Genomic DNA, 21,652 nt, shown 5'->3' with positions numbered 1-21,652 from the left:
TCATGGAGAAATTCGAAACATTCTCGGGTGTTGCAGCGCCGCTGAAGCGCTCAAACGTCGACACGGATCAGATCATCCCCGCGGTGTACCTGAAGCGCGTCACGAAGACTGGCTTTGACGATGCACTCTTCGCGCGCTGGCGTGAAGACGCTGACTTTGTGCTGAACCAGGACGTGTTCAAGAACGCGCAGATCCTCGTGGCAGGCCCGGACTTCGGTACCGGTTCGTCGCGAGAGCACGCCGTGTGGGCACTCCGTGATTACGGCTTCAAGGTCGTTATCTCTTCGCGTTTTGCAGATATCTTCCGTGGCAACTCGGGCAAGCAGGGTTTGCTTGCGGCGCAGGTTGCCGAGGCTGACGTTGAGCGACTCTGGGCAGCAATGGACGCTGAACCCGGGCTTGAGCTGACCGTCAACCTCGAGGATCAGACCGTTACCGCAGGCGACCTGCAGGTTCCTTTCGAGATCGACAGCTACACTCGCTGGCGTCTGCTTGAAGGACTCGACGACATCTCGTTGACCCTGCGTAACGAGGCAGACATTACCGCTTTCGAGAAGCGTCGTCCGGCTTGGATGCCGCAGACGCTTCCGGTGAAGGAGAACGCGTGACTCAGCTAGAGCATCAGGACGACAACGGCGAAGCTTCTGGACTCAAGAAGGATGCCCAAAAGGCGGGCGCTCGTGTCGGCTTGACCTCTGACGAGATCATCATCAACGGTGGTCGTCCGCTCATGGGTCGTATTGAGGTGCGTGGCGCCAAGAACCTTGCTCCTAAGGCAATGGTTGCTGCGCTCCTCGGCAAGACCCCGAGCGTGCTCCGCAACGTGCCGAATGTCTCTGACATTCGCGTTGTTGCGGGCCTGCTCGCGTTGCACGGAGTCCTCGTGACTCGCGGCGAAGAGCCGGGCGAGTGGCGTTTCGATCCGTCGAACGTTGAAATCGCACACCACGCTGACATCGATGCGCACGCTGGTTCCTCGCGTATCCCCATCTTGTTCTGTGGACCGCTGCTGCACCGCCTTGGTGAAGCGTTCATTCCAGATCTCGGTGGCTGCCGAATCGGCGATCGTCCGATTGACTTCCATCTTGATGCGCTCCGCAAGTTCGGTGCTGTTGTCGAGAAGTTGCCGAGCGGCATTAGCCTGACGGCACCCAATGGTCTCCACGGCGCAAACATCGAACTGCCGTACCCGTCGGTTGGTGCGACTGAGCAGGTACTGCTCACGAGTGTGCTCGCTAAAGGCCAGACTGAGCTCCGTAACGCGGCTATCGAACCTGAGATCACCGACCTCATTTGCATCCTGCAGAAGATGGGCGCGATCATCACGGTCGAGCCCAACCGCGTGATCTTTATCGAGGGCGTTGAAGAGCTCCGTGGCTACGACCACCGTGCACTGTTCGACCGTAACGAGGCTGCAAGCTGGGCCTCGGCTGCGCTCGCAACCAAGGGTGATGTCTTCGTTGGCGGTGCTCGTCAGGAAGAGATGATGACCTTCCTCAACGTCTTCCGTAAGGTTGGCGGCGATTTCGACATTCACGACGACGGCATTCGCTTCTTCCACCCCGGTGGCGACCTGAAGCCTGTGACCATCGAGACCGATGTGCACCCCGGTTTCATGACCGACTGGCAGCAGCCCCTCGTTGTTGCGCTCACCCAGGCGGAGGGCGTCTCGACCATTCACGAGACTGTCTACGAGAACCGCTTCGGCTTCACCGACGCGCTCAACAAGATGGGTGCGAACATCGAGGTCTTCCGAGATGGTCTGCATGATGAAAGCCGTCGCGTGAAGCGTCGTGAATTTGAGCAGGCTGCGGTTATCTCGGGTCCGACTCCGTTGAAGGGTGCTGAGATTGAGGTTCCAGACTTGCGTGGCGGCTTCAGCTACCTCATCGCTGGTCTTACCGCAGAGGGGCAGACGAAGGTGACGAACCTCGGAATCATCTCTCGCGGTTACGAGAACTTCATCGAGAAGCTTCGTCTGCTCGGCGCAGACTTCGTCTTCGAAGGCTAAGTACAACAGGCCACCAACGCGGTTTCTCTGTTGTTGGGCTGACAAGATTCATCCATGATGGCGCGTGCATGCACGCGCCATCATGCTTTTCCGGGATAATTGGGGACATGACTAACACGGTGAAGCTGCGAGGGCGATCCTCCGCCGAAAAACGACGCCCATCCGTGTTCTGGATCCTCGCCGGGCTGGTGCTTCCGATCTGGGCGCTGATGACGCGCTACCGGTACACACCCGACTCGAAGATTCCGCTTGAGGGTCCGTTTATTCTTGCGCCAAACCATTACAGTGAGATCGATCCAATTGCGATGGGTGTTGCGACCTGGCGGCTCGGCCGCGTTCCTCGTTTCATGGCTAAGGCAAGCCTGTTCAAGATTCCTGTGTTCGGTTGGCTGCTTCGAAAGTCGGGTCAGATTCCCGTCGAGCGTCAGGGCGCTGCACGTTCGGCTCAGTCGAAGAGCAACCCATTGGGCGCGGCAAGCCAGCTCATTGAGCAGCGCTCGGGCGTGATCGTGTACCCCGAAGGTACGCTGACGCGCGACCCTGACCTCTGGCCTATGCGCGGCAAAGCTGGCGCGGTTCGCCTCGCGCTCGAATCGGGTATTCCGCTGATCCCGGTCGCGCACTGGGGCACACAGGAACTGATGCCGCGTTACGCGAAGCGCATTCACCCGTTCCCGCGAAAGACCATTCATGTCGCGGTTGGCCAGCCAATCGACCTGAGCCGGTTTGACGGCAAACCCCACGACCAGAAGACCATCAACGAGGCCACTGTGCTGCTCATGAACGAGATCACAGCGTTGCTCGAAGGTCTTCGCGGCGAAAAGGCTCCAGCGGAGCGGTGGGATCCAAGTAAGCATCAGCAGACAGAGACGGGGCGCTTTTGATCGACACCGGGCGAACGCCAACTGGCAAGCGCGGCCGCCGCGTTGCCGTCGTCGGCGCGGGCAGCTGGGGCACGACCTTCGCGAAGGTGCTCTGTGATGCTGGCTCTGAGACGCGCATCTGGGCGCGACGCCCAGAGGTCGCTGAAGAGATCAACATTGAGCACCGCAACAGCCGGTACCTGCCTGACATCGAACTTCCTGAGTCGCTGTTTGCCTCTGCTGATCTCGAAGAGGTCTTGACGGGCGCTGAGATCGTGTTCCTCGCTGTTCCGAGTCAGACGCTGCGTCAGAACCTCGAAGACATCGAGCCCTACCTCGATCCGCGCAGTGTGCTTGTGAGTCTGGTCAAGGGCCTCGAGCGTTCGACGACGATGCGTATGACTGAGGTCATTGAAGACACGCTCGACCTCGATCCGTGGCGCATCGGTGTCGTATCTGGCCCGAACATCGCGCTTGAGATCGCAAAGGAGCAGCCCACCGGTGCTGTTGCTTCCTGTGCAAACCTAGCGATCGCGCAGGAGATTGCTTCGGCTGCGGCTGCACCGTACTTCCGTACGTTCGTGAACACTGACATTCCAGGCACCGAGCTTGGTGGCGTGCTGAAGAACCTCATTGCGCTCGCGATCGGCATCGTTGATGGCGTGGGGTATGGCGAGAACACGAAAGCGGCGATCATTACGCGCGGTCTCGCGGAGATGACCGAATTTGCCGTCGCGCTTGGCGCGGATCCGGTGACGCTTTCCGGCCTCGCCGGCCTGGGCGATCTCATCGCTACCTGCCAGTCGCCGCTGTCGCGAAACAACACTGCTGGGCGACTCATTGGCCAGGGGTTCACGCTCGAAGAGACGAAAGCACAGATGAACCAGACTGCTGAGGGCATTACCTCGGTTGATCCGGTGCTCAAGGTCGCATCTGAGCTCGGCATTACGATGCCGATCGTGCAGCAGGTGAAGATGGTGCTTGAGGGCACCATGAAGCCACACAATCTTGGTCCGCATCTCGCGACCGAAGACGATATCCCGCAGCCCGAGTTGAAGCTCGCGGTCGAGGTGGGAGGCCGCTGGAAGCGGTTTATTAGCCGATTGAAGGGGAGCAAGTGATGAGCTCTACGAAGCGCACTGTTGTCATCCTGTTTGGTGGCCGTTCGAGCGAGCACGGCATCAGCTGCGTGACCGCTGCTGGCGTGCTGCGTGCGATTGATCGCGAGCAGTTCGATGTGATCCTTGTTGGTATCACTAAGCAGGGGGCAAACGTCCTCATGCAGGAGTCCGATCTTGCTGAGTACCGGCTCGAGGCTGGCGCACTGCCCGAGGTGCGGAACAACGGCACGCGTGTGCTGTGGCCCGCCTCCACTGAGACGCGCGAGTTGTCTGTCATCGACGCATCTGGCGCGATCCGCACACTCGGCGACATCGATGCGGTGCTGCCGATGCTTCACGGCCCGTACGGCGAAGACGGAACAGTGCAGGGCATGCTCGACCTCGTGGGCGTTCCCTACGTTGGTAGCGGCGTGCTCGGTTCGGCGCTGTGCATGGACAAGCACGCCGTCAAAACCGTGCTCGCTGACGCTGGCATCGCTGTTGCGCCGTGGCGCACCGTCACCCGCGAGCAGATCGAGCGTGATCCGGCGTTTGTTGCGCGGATCGACGAAGGCCTCACCTACCCGCTCTTCGTGAAGCCTGCCCGCGCCGGCTCGAGTGTCGGAGTCAGCCGCGTCACTGAGGCATCGCAGATTCCCGCTGCGCTCGAACTCGCCTTCGCAGAAGACCGCACCGTGCTCGTCGAGTCAGGCGTCACCGGCCGTGAGGTCGAGATCGCTGTGCTCGAGGGTCGCGGTGAGTCGCGCGCGCGCACGAGCTCGGTGATTGGTGAAATCATCTTCACCGGCCGTGACTTCTATGACTTCGAGGCCAAGTACCTCGGCGCAGCAGGCATCGAGCTCGCACTGCCCGCAGACGTGACCGAGGCGGAGTTTGCGGCGATCCGCGATGCAGCCGTGCTCGCGTTTGAGGTTTGCCAGTGTGCTGGACTCTCACGCATCGACTTCTTCCTCACCGAGGAAGGACCCGTGCTCAACGAAATCAACACCCTGCCCGGATTCACTCCGATCTCGATGTACCCGCGCCTGTGGGAGGCATCAGGTCTCGGGTACACCGACCTCATCACTGAGCTCGTTGAGCTCGCAATCGAGAAGCGCCCGATGTACTAATCGCCGCGCACGCGAAAGGCCCCGAGGAGAGATCCCCGGGGCCTTTCGCGTTGTCGTCGTTGCGGTGACGGCTACTTGTCGTTTGCGATCGCCATGCTATCGGCGTAGCCGGTGCACTCGCGCACCTGCGGGAGCTGCTTCGCTACCGCGGCAAGGTCGGTGACGACCGAGGTGCCACTCACCTTGTCGCCGTTCACGTAGACCTCGAGACCGGGCTCGCGGCCGTATGCTTCGAACCGGTAGAGGGGAGCCTGTGATTCGTCGATGATCCAGTCGACGTCGTTGACGTTTACGCACATGTCGGTGGTTGGCCCGCTCGTTTCGACCCCACAACGCAGCTCGACATCGGCGGGATTTCCCCACGCGCCGGTTGACTGTGCGTTGGTAGCGCGCTTTTGCAGGTCTGCGACCGTGTCTGGCAGGCGCACGATGACCTCGGCGCAGGCAGGATTATTTGCGTCGTCAGCCGCGTGCATGGGAGCGGGGCCGGCGCAGCCTGAGAGGGCGAGGGGAGCGGCAACTGCAATCAGGCCGATAGTGGCGAGCGTACGCGGGCGGCGGATCAGCGAATCAAACACAGCACCAACTCTAGCGAGCCGCGCTGGAGGAAACCCCGAGAGGCTACAGTTGCGAGTGTGATTGGCTCAGAAGACGTGACGGTTGGCGAACTTGGCGAGGCAGGTGTGCTTGCGCGCGTGCTCCGGAATCTCGGCCCTGCGACGGCAGCAAGCGTCGGCCCCGGTGACGACTGTGCGGTGTTGGCATACGTGGGCGAAAGCGTTGTGACAACCGACACGATGATCGAGGGGCCCGACTTCCGCCTTGCGTGGCATAGCGGGTTCGAACTCGGGTGGAAACTTGCGGCCACGAACCTCTCGGATGTCGCGGCGATGGGGGCGGTCCCTGTCGGGCTCACGGTTGCCTTCGCTGTTCCGCGCGATCTGCCGGTCTGTTACCTCGAAGAGGTTGCGCGCGGACTCACGGCCGCGTGCGCTGAACTGGCGCCGGGCTGCGGCGTTGTGGGCGGCGATCTCGGTCGTGCCCCGGTGCTCATGGCTGCGGTGACGGCCTTCGGTGATCTGGGACCCCAGACGCCAGTGTTGCGCTCAGGTGCGCGGGTCGGTGACGTGGTGGCCTACGCGGGCCAGCTCGGGCTCGCATGTCAGGGGCTCGCGCAGCTTTTTGCTGGCGCCACCGAGGCTGACGGCACGGCGCACTCGCGCACGCTGGGGGAATTGCGATCCGCGCACCCTGCTGCGATTGCTGCGCAGTTTGCTCCGATGCCGCCGATCGCGCTTGGCGTCGTCGCAGCACAGGCTGGCGCGACCGCAATGATGGACGTGTCAGATGGGCTTGCCCTCGATGCGTCGCGCATCGCGGCGGCGAGCGGGGTGACGGTGGCGCTGCATGCCGATCTGCTGCGCGCCGGGTTCGGTGAGCAAGGGGGCGAGGCCGTGAGCGTGCCCGCGATGTTGTTCGGCGGGGAAGACCACGGCCTGCTTGCGACGTTCCCCGCCGATGTCACGCTTCCCACTGGCTTCGTGCGGATCGGCGAGACAGTCACGCGTGAGGGCGACGAGCCGGGCACTCATCAGGCGGGCCGCTCAGTGACGACGCCCGGCGTGCTCCTCGACGGAGCGCCCGTGTCGCCAGCTGGCTGGGACCCGTATCTCGTCGTGCCGCCAGGATCGAACTAGCGCGCGCTCTCACCCTGCTGTTCGGCGTGCAGGAGGCGAAGCGCCGTCCAAATCTCGGCACGAGTATCAGGGGAGTCGATGTCACGCTGCAGGAGGCTCGCGGCAGTCCGAATCCGTGAGCGGAGCGTGTGTCGGTGCACACCGAGGTCGTCAGCGGCTGGTGAGAGCTGGCCATTGTGCGCGAGCCAGGTTTCGAGGCTTATGAGAATGGTGTCGCTGTGCCGCTCATCGTGTGCCGTGATCGGGGCGAGCAAGCCGTGCGCGCGACGCCGCGCCTCACGGCTCTTCGTGAGCAACTGCAGTACACCCGAGTGCATCGAGGGGCGATACTCAACGATGCGCGGCGCTTCGAGCGACTGCGCGTTTTCGAGCGCGCGATCCGCCTGATCGATGAGGGTCGTGAGGTCATCATGTCGGCCACGCTCGGACACGCCAGCGGCAACCTGGTTGCGATCGAGCAGGCGGCGGATCGGCGCAAGCCGCGACGTCTCACACACAATGAGCGAGCGATGATCGAGGTCACCCGAGATGACGCCGTCAATCGCGGAGTCGATCGCCGGGCGCGCGGCCCCGGAACGATCATCGAGGCTCAGTACCACGATTTGGCCACGCGGAAGCGGGGGAAGTAACTCGGCAGCAACCGAGGTTGCGAGCTCGATTTCACCAGCGGTGAGTAGCCGTAGCACCGCGGAACGAACGGCCGATTCGACACGCGCCAGATGGGGTGCGGATCGCTGCGCCCGCGAAAGGTTATCCGTGCGATCCATGCTGCGGGCGTGCACGGCAGCCTCAATGAGGCGGGTTGCCGCGCGCGAGATCGCAATGAAGGGGGTGTCATAGGGAACGCGGACGAGCGGAAGACGGTGCTCTTCGCACGCGCGAATGAGCGTCGGTGGGATGCGATCCCACCGCAGCCCGACCGCGACGCCAAGTGCCGACACGCCTGCATCAACAAGTCGCGTGACATAGGTTTCCGCGGTGCCGGGGGAGAGTGTGCCGGGGAACTGAACGCCGGTCGTGAGCAGGACGGTTCGCGGGGTGAGGAACGGGGCAGGATCGACGAGATCACTGGGATGTACCCATTGCACCGGCCGTGCACCGGCGTCGCCGCCACCACCAGCAATCACGACGAGACCCAGCTGATAGTCGTGCAGGAGATCCTCGAGAGGGATCCACGGCTGGTGGGTCAGGCTGTCAGCTGCGGGTGTGTTTGCCGGATTGGCGAAAGCTGTGTTCATCAATCTCCATTATGGCACCGCGAATCTCAGGAAAGGAAGCATACACTTATGACTAGTTACGTGGGAGCACCCCTGCGTGGCCTATCACTGACAAATGGAGGCACTTCAAACATGTCTGACGCAACCGTCATCGGCGGCCCCTCGCTGCCCCAGGAGCGCAAGCTCGTCACCAGCATTCCTGGCCCGAAGTCGCAGGAAATCATCGCTCGCAAGAACGCTGCTGTTGCAGCGGGCGTTGGCGCAGCTCTCCCCATCTCGGTCGTAGCAGGCGGCGACGGCGTCCTCGTTGACGTCGACGGCAACTCGCTCATCGATCTCGGCTCGGGCATTGCAGTTACCGGCGTTGGTAACTCAGCACCCCGCGTTGTAAAGGCTGTTCAGGAGCAGGTTGCTCAGTTCACCCACACCTGCTTCACCGTGACCCCCTACGAGGGCTACGTTGCAGTTGCAGAGAAGCTCAATGAGCTGACCCCCGGTGACCACGAGAAGCGTTCGGCGCTCTTCAACTCGGGCGCTGAGGCAGTAGAGAACGCGATCAAGATCGCTCGTCACTACACCCGCAAGAACGGCGTTGTTGTCTTCGACCACGCTTACCACGGTCGCACCAACCTCACCATGGGCATGACCGCTAAGAACATGCCTTACAAGGAGGGCTACGGCCCCTTCGCTCCCGAGCTCTACCGCGTACCGGCTTCGTACCCGTACCGTGACGGCCTGACCGGCGCAGAGGCTGCAGCACAGGCAATCAGCCAGATCGAGAAGCAGGTTGGCGCAAACAACCTCGCTGCGATCATCATCGAGCCGATCCAGGGCGAGGGTGGCTTCATCGCTCCCGCTGAGGGCTTCCTCCCCGCAATCCAGGAGTGGGCAACCGCAAACAAGGTTGTCTTCATCCTTGATGAGGTTCAGACCGGCTTCGCACGCACCGGCCAGATGTTCGCTGCGAACTTCGAGGGCGTTGTCCCCGACATGATCACCACCGCAAAGGGCATCGCAGGCGGCCTCCCGCTTTCGGCAGTGACCGGCCGCGCCGAGATCATGGACTCGTCGCACGCAGGCGGCCTCGGCGGCACCTACACCGGTAGCCCCGTTGCATGTGCAGCAGCTCTCGCAACCATCGAGACCTACCTCGAGGACGATCTCCTCAGCGAGGCAAAGCGCATCGAAGCGACCATCACTGAGGTCTTCGCAGAGCTCCAGAAGTCGGACGATCGCATCGGCGAGATCCGCGGCCGTGGCGCAATGATGGCTGTCGAGCTCGTTGAGTCGGGTTCGAAGAAGGCTAACTCGGCCCTCACCAACAAGGTTGCACAGGTTGCAGCTGACCAGGGCGTTCTCGCTCTTACCTGCGGTACTTACGGCAACGTCATCCGCTTCCTGCCTTCGCTCACCATCTCTGACGCGCTGCTTCGCGAGGGCCTCCAGGTCGTCGTTGACGCGATCAAGGCAAACTAACTTTTTCCCAACAAGGAAAGTAGGTCATTCTTATGGCTTTGAAGCCTAACGAGCAGGAACTGCTCGATCGAGTTTCTTCGGGTCTCGCAATCGGTGGCAAGTTCGAGGCATCGTCCTCGGGCGCAACCTTCGACGTGCACGATCCCGCAACCGGTGACGTCATCAAGACCATTGCTGACGCAACCGTTGATGATGCAGTTCGCGCGCTTGACGCTGCAGTAGCTGCTCAGGACGCATGGGCAGCAACCTCAACCCGTGAGCGTTCGAACATCCTTCGTCGTGCATTCGACCTCCTCATGGAGCGCAAGGAAGACTTCGCACTCCTCATGTCGATGGAGATGGGCAAGCCCATCTCTGAGGCACGTGGCGAGGTCAACTACGGCGGCGAATTCCTTCGCTGGTTCTCGGAAGAAGCAGTGCGCGTGCGCGGCGACTACCGTCCGAACCCCGAGGGCACCGGCAACATTGTTGTCTCGCACCAGCCTGTCGGCCCCTGCTACTTCATCACCCCGTGGAACTTCCCGCTGGCAATGGCGACGCGTAAGATCGCGCCTGCGCTTGCAGCTGGTTGCACCGTCGTTGTGAAGCCTGCAGCACTCACCCCGCTCACCACCATCTTCTTCGTGCAGCTGCTCGAAGAGGCTGGCGTGCCCGCAGGTGTTGTCAACGTTGTTCAGACCAGCAAGTCGAGCGCTCAGTCGAGCGCACTGCTCAGCGACAGCCGCCTCCGTAAGCTCTCGTTCACCGGCTCGACCCCGGTTGGCGTAAAGCTTCTCGAAGCAGCAGCGCAGAACGTTCTCCGTACCTCGATGGAGCTCGGCGGCAACGCTCCCTTCGTCGTGTTCGAAGACGCAGACATCGATGCAGCAGTCGAGGGCGCAATGCTCGCGAAGTTCCGCAACATCGGTCAGGCTTGCACCGCAGCTAACCGCATCATTGTGCACGAGTCGGTTGCTGACGAGTTCGCAGCGAAGATTGCAGAGCGCGTCAACAAGTTCTCGATCGGCCGTGGCGCTGACGAGGGTAACGACATCGGCGCACTCGTCGACGGCAAGGCAGTGGCAAACACCGCTCGCCTCGTTGCAGACGCAGTTGACACCGGTGCAACCGTTGTCGCTGGCGGCGAGATCATTGAGGGTGCTGGCAACTTCTTCCAGCCCACCGTGATTGACAAGCTCAGCAAGCAGTCGGCAATCATGCGCGAAGAGATCTTCGGCCCGGTTCTCGGCATCATCCGCTTCTCCACTGAGGACGAAGCAGTTGAGATCGCGAACAACACCGAGTACGGCCTCGTGAGCTACGTGTTCACCGAGAACCTTGCTCGTGGCCAGCGCATGATCGAGAAGCTTCAGAGCGGCATGATGGGCCTCAATACTGGCCTCGTCTCGAACGCTGCAGCGCCCTTCGGTGGCATGAAGCAGTCGGGCGTCGGCCGTGAGGGTGGCTTCGAGGGCATCCACGAGTTCCTCGCAACGAAGTACACGCTCATCCCGCGTTAATTCTTCGCCTAGTCAACGGGCGGTCTTGCATCGAGTCATCGGTGCGGGGCCGCCCGTTTTCTGTTGCGCGGTGTGCCGCTGTGCCGCTGTGCTGGTCGTTGGGTGGGGCGCCAACTCCTCGAGAATGGCCGTTTCTTCCGAGACTGACGCTTTCATACGCATGAAAGGGGACTTTTCGGCAGAAACGGTCGATTTCGCGGGGTTGGGTCGCGAGAAGTGTTTGGGCGTGCGCCAGCGTGCTGAGGTGCGGGTGGCTAGCAGCGCGTCTTGAAATGTCAGTGGTCGGACGTAGCGTAGGAAACAGGCGCACATCGTCGGCTGAGTACAGAGGAGGGCGTTTATGAGGTTCATTCGAAACGCCTGGTGGCTCACCGTAGAGTTCATCGCAAACCGGTACTTGTTCATCGAGATGGCTCCCTGGGTGTTGCCGCTCATTGGTGGCCCGATGGTGTCAACCCACGTCGGGGAGAGCTTCGATGCGTTCTGGTTCTGGCTGGGGGTCGCTCTCATTGCGGTGGGCACGTTTCCGCTCGCAATTCGCCAGTATTTTCTGCGCCATATTCAGAAGAAGCAAGATGAACAAGATGCCCGGGAGCGTGCAAGTCTGCGTTTGGTTTCGCGCATGGTGCCACTCCTCTCGGCGATGGAGACCGCGGGGCCCCGCGACCGCCATCGACTGCGGGACCAAGCATTCGAGGAGATCGTGGCACAGCTGGTGAAGACTGCGTACCCAGGAGCACTTGGCTATCGGGTAACGCTCTTCGAGTTGGGGCGTGACGGGCGGGGAAACGTGCAAATGCGTCCAGTCGCAAGTGCTGGGCGCGAAGATCGGCCACGGGCACACGACGATGGAGATGACGTCTTTGTGGGGATGATGAGTCTGCTTACGGGCGATAGTGATTCCCTCAGCAAGCGGAAAGTCGTCGGAAACGAGTACACCAGCTTCGCAGCAGTGTCTGTGTCGCGGGGTGACCAGGTATTCGGAATTCTCACGGTCGACACGACGTCTGAAACTGACCTGTTCGAGGTCGATGAAGCAAACCTCATCCCGATTGCCGACGTGCTCGCCGAATACTATGCCGCGGCAAATCGGAAGCATCACACCCGTAGGGGAGCACTTTTCAAACTGGGGATGTATTCTGTGGGTAACGTTTTTAGTCAGAGAGGGAGCGGATCATGACCTTCACGCCAATGCCATATCGCCTCTCGCCAGAGACCTTCGCCGCGCGTCAGCAGAACCGAGAGGCGAAGCTTAACCAGACCTTCGACGAAACGGTGCGCGAAGTGCGACGTGAGCGCAAGGCAGCTCAAAAGATGCAGCTTCGGAAGATCATTCGACGTTACTCAGTTGGGCGCGCAACAGACCGTTAGCTTCTTGACAGATCATGCCGTCGCTGCGCTTTCGGCCGACTCGGCCCACCACACGGCGGTCTCACCGTACGACTTCTTCTTGAACAGGACTAGGCCAGCGGGCCACGTAGGCTCTGGCGAGCGGCTCGAACGTTCCACCATGATGAGCGCTTGCGGGCGAAGCCGCAGTGCGACAGCCTCGAGGTTTTCGACGAGTTCTGCCTCGCCAAGGTCGTAGGGCGGGTCGATAAACACCACGTCCCACAACGGGGTCTCAGCGCAGCCTGCAAGGTAGCTGGCCGCTGCCTGGCGGTGAACGTCGATACGAGGTGCGGATCCGCGCAGCGACGCCTGAATCTTCGTCGCATTTCGTGCAACGATTTGCGCCGCAGGCCCGTGTTTCTCGACAAGATCGAGTTCGGCAGCACCGCGACTGATGGCCTCAAACCCGAGTGCGCCAGAACCGGCGTACAAGTCAAGGACATTGACGCCCTTGAGCATGTCCCAGGCTTCAAGACTCGAAAAGAGTGCCTCACGTACGCGGTCACTCGTTGGCCGAGTGCCTGCCTTGGGGACGTCGAGCGTGAGCGAGCCGGCTGCTCCTGCGATGATTCTGGTCACACCTCAAGTGTATTTCAGTTCGAGACGACGAACCGTTCGCGCAGCGCGTCGATGCGGCACTTGCTGAGTCCGAGCCCCTCGGTGAAGTAGCCCTGCATTGACCCGAAGCGCTGTTCAACTTCACCCAATGCGGCATCGAGGAAGCTGTCCTGCACGGACAACACTGGGAGCAAGAGATCAGGATCAATGCCAGCCGCGGCGGCCTTGTCGAGTAACGGCCGAAGCGCAGGAAGTAGATCGACGTTCGTCTGCAGGTAGTCGGCGCGCACCGTCTCATCTTCTGCTCCGAGGAGTAGAAGTAGTGCGGCAGCTGCCCAGCCGGTGCGGTCTTTGCCAGTCGTGCAGTGGAACAGCGCGGTGCGAGTTTCGCCAGGCTCGGACAGCGTCTCGAAGAACGTCCGGTACGCCCACCGCGCGGAAGGCTGCGAGACGATATCGCAGTAGGAATGTTCGAGCATCGAGACCGCTTTGCCGCTAGCGAGCATCGCATTCGTTGCGGCAGGATCCGTATCCAGCATCGCCATGCTTGCGGCGAGATCAACCGGGCTATCTGCGAGGACATCGAGATTCACGAGATCTATACCGGCTGGCAGACGGTCTGGCTGCGCCGCGCATTCGCCTTTGGTGCGCAGATCAAACACCAGCCTGATTCCGAGATCTGTGAATGCCAGGCCATCAGCGTCGGACAGGTGCGCGAGGGTCGCTGAACGGAAAATCACACCGTCACGGATTCGCCCACCTGACACCTCAAGGCCACCAAGCGTGCGCATGTTCGGCGCGGTCGCGAGAGAAACTGTGCGGTGCGGATGCTGGCTCATGTGGCGTCCCTATCTCGATTGTTCTGAGTCTTGTGCTGAGAGTGTAACGAATGCGGGTGATTATGCGGCGTGCGGCAAGCTGTCAATATCCTGACCCGCTGACCGCGTAGCCTGGAGGCATGGTTTCCGTCACGCTCGATTCCGGCATCGCAGACGTGGTCGGCGCGCGCACCGCGAAGGCGCTTGAGAAGGCGTTCGCGATCCGCACCGCCCGTGAATTGCTTGATCATGTACCGCGCCGGTACTCGAAGCGTGGCGAGCTGACGCCGTTGAATTCGCTCCCGATTGGTGAACAGGTTGCGGTTGTCGCGCAGGTGCTCGACGTGCGTGAGCGGCGCATGCAGCGACGCAATGGCGTGCTGACCGAGGTGCGGATCACCGATGGCGTCGGCACCCTCGCGCTCACGTTCTTCAACCAGAAGTGGCAAGCAGAAAAGCTCAAGCCCGGCGTGCGCGGAACGTTCGCCGGCAAAGTGAATGCGTACCAGGGCCGCTTGCAGCTGCAGCATCCTGATTATCAGCTGTTCGATGACCCAGATGAGGCCCCGGGTGCCGAGTTGCTTGATGAAGCAGCGGCGAAGGCGTGGTCTGAAACTCCGGTACCGATTTACCCAGCGACGTCGCAGGTGCCGACGTGGACGATCCAGAGCTCCGTGGAGCTCGTGCTCGATGCACTTGGCCCGATTGAAGATCCGCTCCCGGCCGAGGTGCAGCGTACCGAAGGTATCTTGCCGCTCGGCCAGGCGATCGAACTCATCCACCGCCCGAAGCGGGACGCTGACTGGCAGCGCGCGCAGCAGAGCCTGCGTTTCCGCGAGGCGTTCGACCTGCAGCTCGCGCTCCTTGCGCGACGCATGCGGATGCAGATTGCTGAGAGTCGGGCGCGCAGCGCGGTGAGCGGCGGCCTGCTCGACGCGTTCGATGATGCGCTGCCGTTCTCACTCACGGGCGATCAGCGCGCGGTGGGTCAGGTGATCCGCGCTGAAATGGATTCGGAACGCCCCATGCACCGCCTGCTCCAGGGCGAGGTGGGTTCGGGCAAGACGCTCGTGGCGTTGCGCGCGATGCTCCAGGTCGCTGAGGACGGCGGCCAGAGCGCAATGCTTGCACCGACCGAGGTGCTGGCAGGGCAGCATTTTCGCTCGATTGTCGAGGCGCTCGGCCCGGATCTCACCGCGAGGCTCAACCCAGTGTTGCTCACCGGCAAGATGCCTGCGGCTGAGCGCAAGCGCGCGCTATTGTCACTCGCGTCTGGGACAGCGCGGATCGCCGTCGGTACCCACGCGCTTCTCAGTGACACGGTGTCCTTCTACGACCTTGGTCTCATCGTCGTCGATGAGCAGCACCGGTTCGGTGTGGAGCAGCGTGAGACTCTGCGTCAAAAGGGTGCGCAGCCGCACGTTCTCGCGATGACAGCAACGCCGATTCCGCGCACGATCGCGCTGACGGCCTTTGGTGATCTCGAAACGCTGACGATCCGTGAGCTGCCGCCTGGACGCCAGGGAATTGAGACGTTTGTTGTGCCGGAGCTTGAGATGCCGCGGCGCGCGGCACGCGTGTGGGCACGGTCTGCCGAAGACATCGCATCCGGTCGCCAGGTGTACGTGGTGTGTCCCGCGATCGAACCTGGCGGCAAAGCAGAGGATCCCGAGGCTGCGTCACCTGAAGACGCAGAAGACGGTAAGGCAGCAAAGCCCATGGCAAACGTCATGGAGACCGTGGCGTGGCTCCGTTCGATGCCGCAGTTTGAGGGCATGCAGATCGAAGCGCTTACGGGTGCGATGCCGAGCGATGAAAAAGACCGTGTCATGGGGGAGTTCTCCAGCGGGCGCACCAACATCCTTGTCGCCACGACCGTCATCGAGGTCGGCGTCAACGTACCGAACGCATCAATCATGATTGTGCGGGACGCGGATCGCTTCGGCGTCTCCCAGCTCCACCAGTTGCGCGGCCGTGTCGGTCGTGGCGAGCATCCCGGTCTGTGCCTGCTGATGACCACTGCTGAACAGGGCACCAAAGCCCGAGAGCGGATCGAAGCAGTCGCCGCTACGAGCGATGGCTTCGTGCTCGCTGAGATCGACCTGGAGCTGCGTCGAGAGGGCGACATTCTCGGTACGGTGCAGTCGGGTAACGGTTCAACCCTGAAGCTGCTTCGTGTCACGAAGGACGGTGACATCATCGCCCACGCGCGTGACGTTGCCGAAGCATTGCTCGCAGCCGACCCTGCGCTGACGGAGCATCCAATTCTCGCCGCCCGATTGGTGCAGTACGGCGAGAGTGGAAGGCTCGAAAACCTCGCAAAGTCCTGACCAGGGAAAGAACTCTGCCCGGAGGCCCGGGGTCTCTGGTACCCAGGTACTACGGACAGAATCCCTCAGGGGGATCCGCGCCCCACCTCCCTCTGCCTAACGTGTCTATTACGCACCCATGCGAAAGGACACCCGATGATCGAAGCACGAGGCCTTACCAAGCTGTACGGCAGCAAGACAGCGCTCGAAGACGTGAGCTTCGACATTCGGCCGGGGCAGGTTACCGGCTTCCTCGGCCCGAATGGAGCAGGCAAGTCGACGTCCATGCGCCTCATGCTCGGACTCGACCGGCCCACCGCGGGCACCGTGACGATTGCGCGCAAGAACTTCACCCGCTCGACGGCCCCACTCGCAGAGGTGGGGGCACTGCTTGACGCAAAAGGTGTGCATCCTGGACGATCAGCGCGCAGCCACCTCCGTGCGCTCGCCGCGACACATCGCATTCCAGACTCCCGCGTAGACGCCGTACTTGAACAGGCCGGCCTGACAGAGGTCGCGCACAAACGGGTCGGTGGGTTCTCGCTTGGCATGGGGCAGCGGCTCGGAATCGCAGCCGCGCTGCTGGGTGATCCGCACACGGTGATCTTGGATGAGCCGGTGAACGGTCTTGATCCTGACGGCGTGCTGTGGGTACGACGCCTGCTACGTCAGCTCGCATCGGAAGGGCGCACGGTTCTGCTGTCGAGCCACCTCATGAGCGAGATGGCACAGACGGCAGATCACCTCATCGTGCTCGGCAAGGGCAAGGTCGTAGCAGACGCACCGATTGGTGAGCTACTCGCGTCATCCCACCAGGCAAGCGTCACGGTTGGGAGTCCCGAAGCAGCAAAGCTCGTGGCGATTCTCTTGGACGCGAGCACACCGGGGAATGCGCCACATATTGACTCACTTGGCGAGTACCGCTTTACCGTCACCGGTATGAGCGCAGCGACGGTCGGCGCGTGTGCGGCAAACGCGGGCATCGCATTGCACGAGCTCACGCCAGTGACGGCAACCCTCGAAGACGCCTATCTCGCGATCACACGAGACGTCCTCGAATACGAGACCGTCTAACGCTCACACCGTGACACCCAGTAACGCGCAGCACCCAGCAACGAAAGCAGCAATGTAGCGATGACCACACCAACCAGCACTGCACCAATTTCCTCCAGCACGGTGTCTCGCCCAGTAGGGATTCTTGCGAAGGGGCTCACTGAAGCACCAAAGTTGAACTTTGGGGGAGTGATCCGCTCAGAATGGATCAAACTCAGCTCACTCCGCAGCATTCGTATCATCGTGCTCCTTACGCTGATCGGCGGCATCGCCCTCAATCTGCTCATCGCCCTGGTCGCAAGCTCCGAGTTTGGAATGGACGGGCTCTCCCAAGCGGGCGACGCCATGCACCAGACCTACCTACTCACAGTCGCGACCTTCGCCTCGCCCTTCATGGCTTTGGTGTTCGGCGCACTCGGCGTATTCGCTATTGGCTCCGAATACTCCAGCGGGATGATCCTCTCCACGCTCATAGCCGTACCCGGTCGCAAGGCGGTCTTTGCCGCGAAGACAATCGTCACCGCAATACTCGCGCTCGGCATGGGGCTCATCCTCACGCTGGTATCGCTCGGTATCGCCGTACTCACGTTCCCCGCAACAGGAGACCAGGTGTTCTCTGTCCCCGTGATTTCCGGAGTACTCGGCACCGCACTCTTCCTCACCCTCATTACGACCTTTGCCCTCGGAGTTGCAGCACTCCTGCGTTCCACAGCCGGTGGCATCGTCGTGGTCGTCGGAATCATGTTCGTTCTTCCCATTGCCATTGGCATCCTTGCCGGACTCAGCACATGGGAATGGCCTTACGAACTCTCCCGCTACCTCCCAGACCACCTCGGCGCGACCCTCTCCCAGGGAATCCAGGACCCAGAACTCAGCTCGGAGTCGTTCGGATACTGGAAAGCGCTCCTCTGCATGATCGGCTGGGCCGCAATTACGCTCATCCCCGCAGGCGTTCTGTTCACCAAACGTGACGCACGATAAGCCACTCACTAAGGTGAGAATGTGACCCAACAGCCCCAGCCAACGATCTCACTCAACACTGAGGAGATTCGGCTCCCGCGCCCGCCAGGATTCATCCGGCGGGCGCTCGCCGCACACCCACTCGCCGTCGACATATTCATCGTCGTCTGGTTCGTTATCGGCTGTCTCATGGGCATCGGACTAGACGTCGTCGACGCGTCCTTCGTGAGTGACCCCGCCACAGGTGAAATCATCGCCGACAGTCCGCTCCCCGGCTATCTCACCTGGCCATGGTGGCCATTCGCCGTTCTCCGTATCGCCATCATTGCTGCAGCGCTCCTGTTCCGACGCAAGTACCCACTACTCGCGCTCGCCGCAGGCGTGGTGGCGAGCTTTGGTGATCATGGAATTCAGTCACTCGCGACAGGCATCGCGCTGATCTTCTTGCTCTACGCGGTTCCGGTGTACCGCAGTGCCCGGGCTGGCTGGGCTGGGTACGGGATCGTCATGCTGGGCACGGTACTGCAGTACTGGATGACCCCGGACCCCAATAGCGCGTCGGGTTCACTGGTCGTTGCAATGGGGCCGAGTCATAAGAGTCTTGGCGAGTTCATTACCCTCATGCTCATCTCTGCTGCTTGGATGCTTGCTGTGTTGCTCGCCGGCATCAATATTGGTAATCGGCGCCGCTACGTCGATGCGATTCTTGATCGTGCTCACCAGCTCGCTCGCGAACGCGAACAGCTCGCACAGCTTGCTGTTGCCGAGGAGCGTTCACGTATCGCCCGCGAGATGCACGACATCGTCGCGCACTCCGTGTCTGTCATGATCGCGCTCTCTGAGGGGGCGTCACGTGCAGTGACCGCTTCGCCTGAGGCTGCGGCAAACGCGATGCAACGGAGCGCAGAGACCGGCAGGACCGCGCTAGCGGAAATGCGTCGATTGCTCGGGGCTATTACCCCGAACAACGGTCAAGCTGAAATGACTCCGACACCTGGGCTGAGTGATCTGCCTGGGCTGATCCGCGACTTCAACGATGCGGGACTGCGCGTCACCCTCGTTACCGAGGGCGACGAGACCGGCGACCGGGGCCAAGGGCTCGCGATCTACCGAGTCGTGCAGGAGTCGCTCACCAACGTGTTGCGATACGCGGGAAGCGGAGCGCAGGTGGAAGTGCGGATCTCGCATGGCCCGAACCTGACACAGGTCTCGGTGCGAGACTTCGGCTCTGTCGGGATGCAGCCACCCGTCACTGGCGTTGGATCAGGGCGAGGCCTGCAAGGGCTGCGGGAGCGCACCCGTATGTTCGGCGGAACGCTTGAGGCAGGGCCGGTGCCCGACGGTCGCGGGTGGCTCGTGCGCGCGGAGATCCGCGCAGACTCAGGTGCAAAGAACGCCAGCTAAGTGACCGGGCAGCGGCCAGCAAGCAGCGGGCAGTAGGCAGTAAGCAGTAATCAGCAGAAAGAAGGCGGCGAACGAGCGCGCCGCAGCGAAAGCGTGCGCAATGCGCTGCGCACTGCGAGAATGAAATCTACGAACGAAGGAATCAGCGTGACCGAAAGCACCATTAACGTAATGCTGGTCGACGACCAGGAGCTCATCCGAACAGGGTTCAGCTTGGTACTCATGGCCGAGGCTGGCATCACGGTCGTGGGAGAGGCCTCCGATGGACGCGAGGCGCTAGCAACCCTTGCGCGGCTGAGCGGTGAGGGGTCGTCGTGTGACGTAGTCCTCATGGACGTGCGAATGCCGGGTATGAATGGCATCGAGGCGACTGAGCGAATCGTTCAGGAGTTCCCTGACGTGCGCGTGCTCGTGCTCACGACATTCGACCTCGATGAGTACGCGATCGGTGCGATCCGTGCTGGTGCGAGCGGCTTCCTGCTGAAAGACGCGCGACCCACCGAGCTTGTTGACGCGATTCGACGCGTTGCTGCCGGTGACGCCGCCATGGCCCCCGCGGTGACGCGCCGCATGCTTGAACAGATGCAGGCAGGTGACGGTGGAGCACTGCTCGGCGACGCACAAACCTCCGCAGCTGATAGCACCGCACTCGATATCCTGACCGACCGCGAACGCGATGTCCTCGCGCTCATCGCAACCGGGCGAAACAACGCCGAGATTGGCGCGGATCTCTTCCTCTCTGAATCCACCGTGAAGACCCACGTTGGGCGAATCCTCGCAAAGCTTGAACTTCGAGACCGCGTCCAGGCAGTCATTTTCGCACGAGATCACGGCCTGTAATCAGCATGAGTGATGGTCGGGGTCATATGCTCTTAGGTATGAAGAAGATTGCAGTGGTACCCGGATCGTTCGATCCGATCACTCTCGGTCACCTTGACGTGATCCGCCGAAGTGCGGAGCTGTTTGACGAGGTGCACGTTCTCGTCGTGCACAATCCCAGCAAGGCAGCAATGCTGCCGATCGCTGAGCGCGTGAACCTCATCAAGAAGTCACTCAATGAAACGCCTGGCATGCCTGACAACATCATTGTTGCTTCATGGTCGGTAGGGCTGCTCGTTGATTACTGCACCGAGGTGGGCGCGTCTGTGCTCGTCAAGGGCATCCGTTCGCAGATTGACGTCGCATACGAAACCCCGATGGTGCTGATGAACCGCAGCCTCGCGGGCGTAGAGACGATCTTCATGCTTCCCGATCCCGGGCACGCACACGTATCGAGCACGCTGGTGCGTCAGGTAGCTGAGCTTGGCGGCGACGTCAGTGGCTACGTTCCCGCACCCGTATCGCGGTTCCTTGAAAAGGCAAGGCTTGCATAATGGCTCAGAAAAACCCCTACCTCATTGAGGTACGCGACCTGATGGGTCGCCCCGGTGAGATGCGCGAGCGCGAAATCACGGTCGTCGCACCCGAAACTTTTGGCGAGGCGCTCGCCCAGGTTCGTGAGGGCAGCGAGATTGAGATCGACCTCAAGCTCGAGTCGGTTCACGAGGGTGTCCTCGTTACTGCCGACGTAAACACGACGATGGACGCTGAGTGCGGACGCTGCCTTGAGACATTCGCCACGCCGTTTCATGTCGAAATCCAGGAACTTTTCGCGTATACTCCCAGTGAGGCCGAAGAAAGCTTGGTTCAAGGAGATCATGTAGATCTCGAACCGACGCTTCGAGACGCGGTTGTGCTTGCACTGCCGTTTCAACCTATGTGTCGCCCCGACTGCCCGGGACTCGATCCCGAGTCTGGTGAGTTGCGTGACGTAGAGGATGAAGGATCGCATGGCGGGATCGTAGATCCGCGCTGGGCAGCTCTGGCCGGTTTCACTGAAACCGTGACTGAGCCCGTCGAAGCTGCAGAATCAAATGGTTCGGGTTTACCTGAATCTGACTAAGGAAAAGAGAACATCATGGCTGTTCCCAAGCGGAAGATGTCGCGCTCTAACACCCGCCACCGCCGTTCGGCGTGGAAGGCTGTTGCGCCCAAGCTGGTAAAGACCGTTGAGAATGGCCGTACCGTGTACAGCCTGCCCCACCGCGCACGCGTAGTTGAGGACGCACAGGGCAACGCTCTGTTCCTCGAGTACAAGGGCCGCAAGGTCGCAGACGCCTAAGTCT

Annotated in this window: 22 protein-coding genes; 18 read left to right on the top strand and 4 right to left on the bottom strand. The window is 61.5% G+C overall.

The features are described 5' to 3' along the window. Positions 1-2: 2 nt before the first annotated feature. The 5 genes from leuD (at position 3) to ICL81_RS06060 (ending at position 5,104) form a co-directional block, all read left to right on the top strand. Positions 3-608 (top strand): 3-isopropylmalate dehydratase small subunit, encoded by a 606-nt coding sequence (leuD, locus tag ICL81_RS06080; RefSeq protein WP_188034026.1) that lies wholly within the window; start codon positions 3-5, stop codon positions 606-608. An 80-nt stretch (positions 609-688) separates the two neighbouring features. Further along, on the top strand, positions 689-2,011 hold the full coding sequence (murA, locus tag ICL81_RS06075) for a UDP-N-acetylglucosamine 1-carboxyvinyltransferase (protein ID WP_223160615.1): 1,323 nt from the start codon (positions 689-691) through the stop codon (positions 2,009-2,011). Between the two features lie 107 nt (positions 2,012-2,118). Further along, positions 2,119-2,895: a 1-acyl-sn-glycerol-3-phosphate acyltransferase gene (locus tag ICL81_RS06070; RefSeq protein WP_188034024.1), complete on the top strand. Its 777-nt coding sequence runs from the start codon at positions 2,119-2,121 to the stop codon at positions 2,893-2,895. Further along, positions 2,892-3,995: an NAD(P)H-dependent glycerol-3-phosphate dehydrogenase gene (locus tag ICL81_RS06065; RefSeq protein ID WP_223160597.1), complete on the top strand. Its 1,104-nt coding sequence runs from the start codon at positions 2,892-2,894 to the stop codon at positions 3,993-3,995. The genes ICL81_RS06070 and ICL81_RS06065 overlap by 4 nt, the downstream gene beginning before the upstream one ends. Then, positions 3,995-5,104, top strand: coding sequence for a D-alanine--D-alanine ligase family protein (locus ICL81_RS06060; RefSeq protein WP_188034023.1), 1,110 nt, complete (start codon positions 3,995-3,997; stop codon positions 5,102-5,104). The genes ICL81_RS06065 and ICL81_RS06060 overlap by 1 nt, the downstream gene beginning before the upstream one ends. Positions 5,105-5,175: 71 nt before the next feature. Here ICL81_RS06060 and ICL81_RS06055 read toward each other — a convergent pair whose 3' ends face one another. Then, positions 5,176-5,682 carry a DUF3515 family protein gene (locus tag ICL81_RS06055; protein WP_353055440.1) on the bottom strand — a complete coding sequence of 169 codons (507 nt, stop codon included), beginning with the start codon at positions 5,680-5,682 and terminating at the stop codon, positions 5,176-5,178. A 57-nt stretch (positions 5,683-5,739) separates the two neighbouring features. Between ICL81_RS06055 and thiL the strand changes: the two genes are divergently transcribed. Then, positions 5,740-6,801, top strand: a complete 1,062-nt coding sequence (gene thiL / locus ICL81_RS06050) for a thiamine-phosphate kinase (protein ID WP_353055439.1) — start codon at positions 5,740-5,742, stop codon at positions 6,799-6,801. On the opposite strand, the gene ICL81_RS06045 is transcribed toward thiL, so the two are convergent. Continuing rightward, positions 6,798-8,039 (bottom strand): PucR family transcriptional regulator, encoded by a 1,242-nt coding sequence (locus ICL81_RS06045; protein ID WP_188034022.1) that lies wholly within the window; start codon positions 8,037-8,039, stop codon positions 6,798-6,800. The two genes, thiL and ICL81_RS06045, sit on opposite strands and share 4 nt — an antisense overlap. Positions 8,040-8,150: 111 nt before the next feature. On the opposite strand from ICL81_RS06045, the gene gabT reads away from it, so the two are divergent. The 4 genes from gabT to ICL81_RS06025 all read left to right on the top strand — a co-directional run bounded on the left by gabT (position 8,151) and on the right by ICL81_RS06025 (position 12,364). After that, positions 8,151-9,494, top strand: a complete 1,344-nt coding sequence (gabT, locus tag ICL81_RS06040) for a 4-aminobutyrate--2-oxoglutarate transaminase (RefSeq protein WP_188034021.1) — start codon at positions 8,151-8,153, stop codon at positions 9,492-9,494. Between the two features lie 32 nt (positions 9,495-9,526). After that, the gene (locus ICL81_RS06035; protein WP_188034020.1) at positions 9,527-10,993 is read left to right on the top strand and encodes an NAD-dependent succinate-semialdehyde dehydrogenase; all 1,467 of its coding nucleotides are present in this window, start codon (positions 9,527-9,529) and stop codon (positions 10,991-10,993) included. Between the two features lie 340 nt (positions 10,994-11,333). Beyond that, positions 11,334-12,173 (top strand): hypothetical protein, encoded by an 840-nt coding sequence (locus ICL81_RS06030; protein ID WP_188034019.1) that lies wholly within the window; start codon positions 11,334-11,336, stop codon positions 12,171-12,173. After that, positions 12,170-12,364, top strand: a complete 195-nt coding sequence (locus ICL81_RS06025; RefSeq protein ID WP_188034018.1) for a hypothetical protein — start codon at positions 12,170-12,172, stop codon at positions 12,362-12,364. Before ICL81_RS06030 ends, ICL81_RS06025 begins: the two co-directional genes overlap by 4 nt. A 12-nt stretch (positions 12,365-12,376) precedes the next feature. On the opposite strand, the gene rsmD is transcribed toward ICL81_RS06025, so the two are convergent. Together rsmD and ICL81_RS06015 are read right to left on the bottom strand one after the other, a co-directional pair. Beyond that, positions 12,377-12,964, bottom strand: a complete 588-nt coding sequence (gene rsmD / locus ICL81_RS06020; protein ID WP_188034017.1) for a 16S rRNA (guanine(966)-N(2))-methyltransferase RsmD — start codon at positions 12,962-12,964, stop codon at positions 12,377-12,379. A 14-nt stretch (positions 12,965-12,978) separates the two neighbouring features. Next, positions 12,979-13,782 (bottom strand): tyrosine-protein phosphatase, encoded by an 804-nt coding sequence (locus ICL81_RS06015; protein WP_188034016.1) that lies wholly within the window; start codon positions 13,780-13,782, stop codon positions 12,979-12,981. Positions 13,783-13,901: 119 nt separating this feature from the next. On the opposite strand from ICL81_RS06015, the gene ICL81_RS06010 reads away from it, so the two are divergent. The 8 genes from ICL81_RS06010 (at position 13,902) to rpmF (ending at position 21,648) form a co-directional block, all read left to right on the top strand. Beyond that, a complete protein-coding gene (locus tag ICL81_RS06010; protein WP_188034015.1) occupies positions 13,902-16,091 on the top strand; it encodes an ATP-dependent DNA helicase RecG in 2,190 nt (729 codons plus the stop codon). A 135-nt stretch (positions 16,092-16,226) separates the two neighbouring features. After that, entirely contained in the window at positions 16,227-17,144 is a 918-nt protein-coding gene (locus ICL81_RS06005; protein WP_188034014.1) for an ABC transporter ATP-binding protein, read from the top strand. Between the two features lie 60 nt (positions 17,145-17,204). Continuing rightward, the gene (locus ICL81_RS06000; protein WP_188034013.1) at positions 17,205-18,104 is read left to right on the top strand and encodes an ABC transporter permease; all 900 of its coding nucleotides are present in this window, start codon (positions 17,205-17,207) and stop codon (positions 18,102-18,104) included. Positions 18,105-18,125: 21 nt separating this feature from the next. Continuing rightward, positions 18,126-19,487 carry a histidine kinase gene (locus ICL81_RS12175; protein WP_353055438.1) on the top strand — a complete coding sequence of 454 codons (1,362 nt, stop codon included), beginning with the start codon at positions 18,126-18,128 and terminating at the stop codon, positions 19,485-19,487. A gap of 120 nt (positions 19,488-19,607) precedes the next feature. After that, a complete protein-coding gene (locus tag ICL81_RS05990) occupies positions 19,608-20,327 on the top strand; it encodes a response regulator transcription factor (RefSeq protein WP_188034012.1) in 720 nt (239 codons plus the stop codon). Between the two features lie 38 nt (positions 20,328-20,365). Then, complete coding sequence (coaD, locus tag ICL81_RS05985) at positions 20,366-20,860, top strand: pantetheine-phosphate adenylyltransferase (protein ID WP_188034011.1); 495 nt, start codon at positions 20,366-20,368, stop codon at positions 20,858-20,860. Next, positions 20,860-21,429, top strand: coding sequence for a DUF177 domain-containing protein (locus ICL81_RS05980; RefSeq protein WP_188034010.1), 570 nt, complete (start codon positions 20,860-20,862; stop codon positions 21,427-21,429). The genes coaD and ICL81_RS05980 overlap by 1 nt, the downstream gene beginning before the upstream one ends. Before the next feature lie 15 nt (positions 21,430-21,444). Further along, a complete protein-coding gene (gene rpmF / locus ICL81_RS05975) occupies positions 21,445-21,648 on the top strand; it encodes a 50S ribosomal protein L32 (RefSeq protein WP_188034009.1) in 204 nt (67 codons plus the stop codon). Positions 21,649-21,652 lie beyond the last annotated feature (4 nt).

The sequence above is a fragment of the Leucobacter sp. cx-328 genome (assembly GCF_014530035.1).
GTDB lineage: Bacteria > Actinomycetota > Actinomycetes > Actinomycetales > Microbacteriaceae > Leucobacter.
This window is presented reverse-complemented; position numbering and strand designations above follow the sequence as displayed.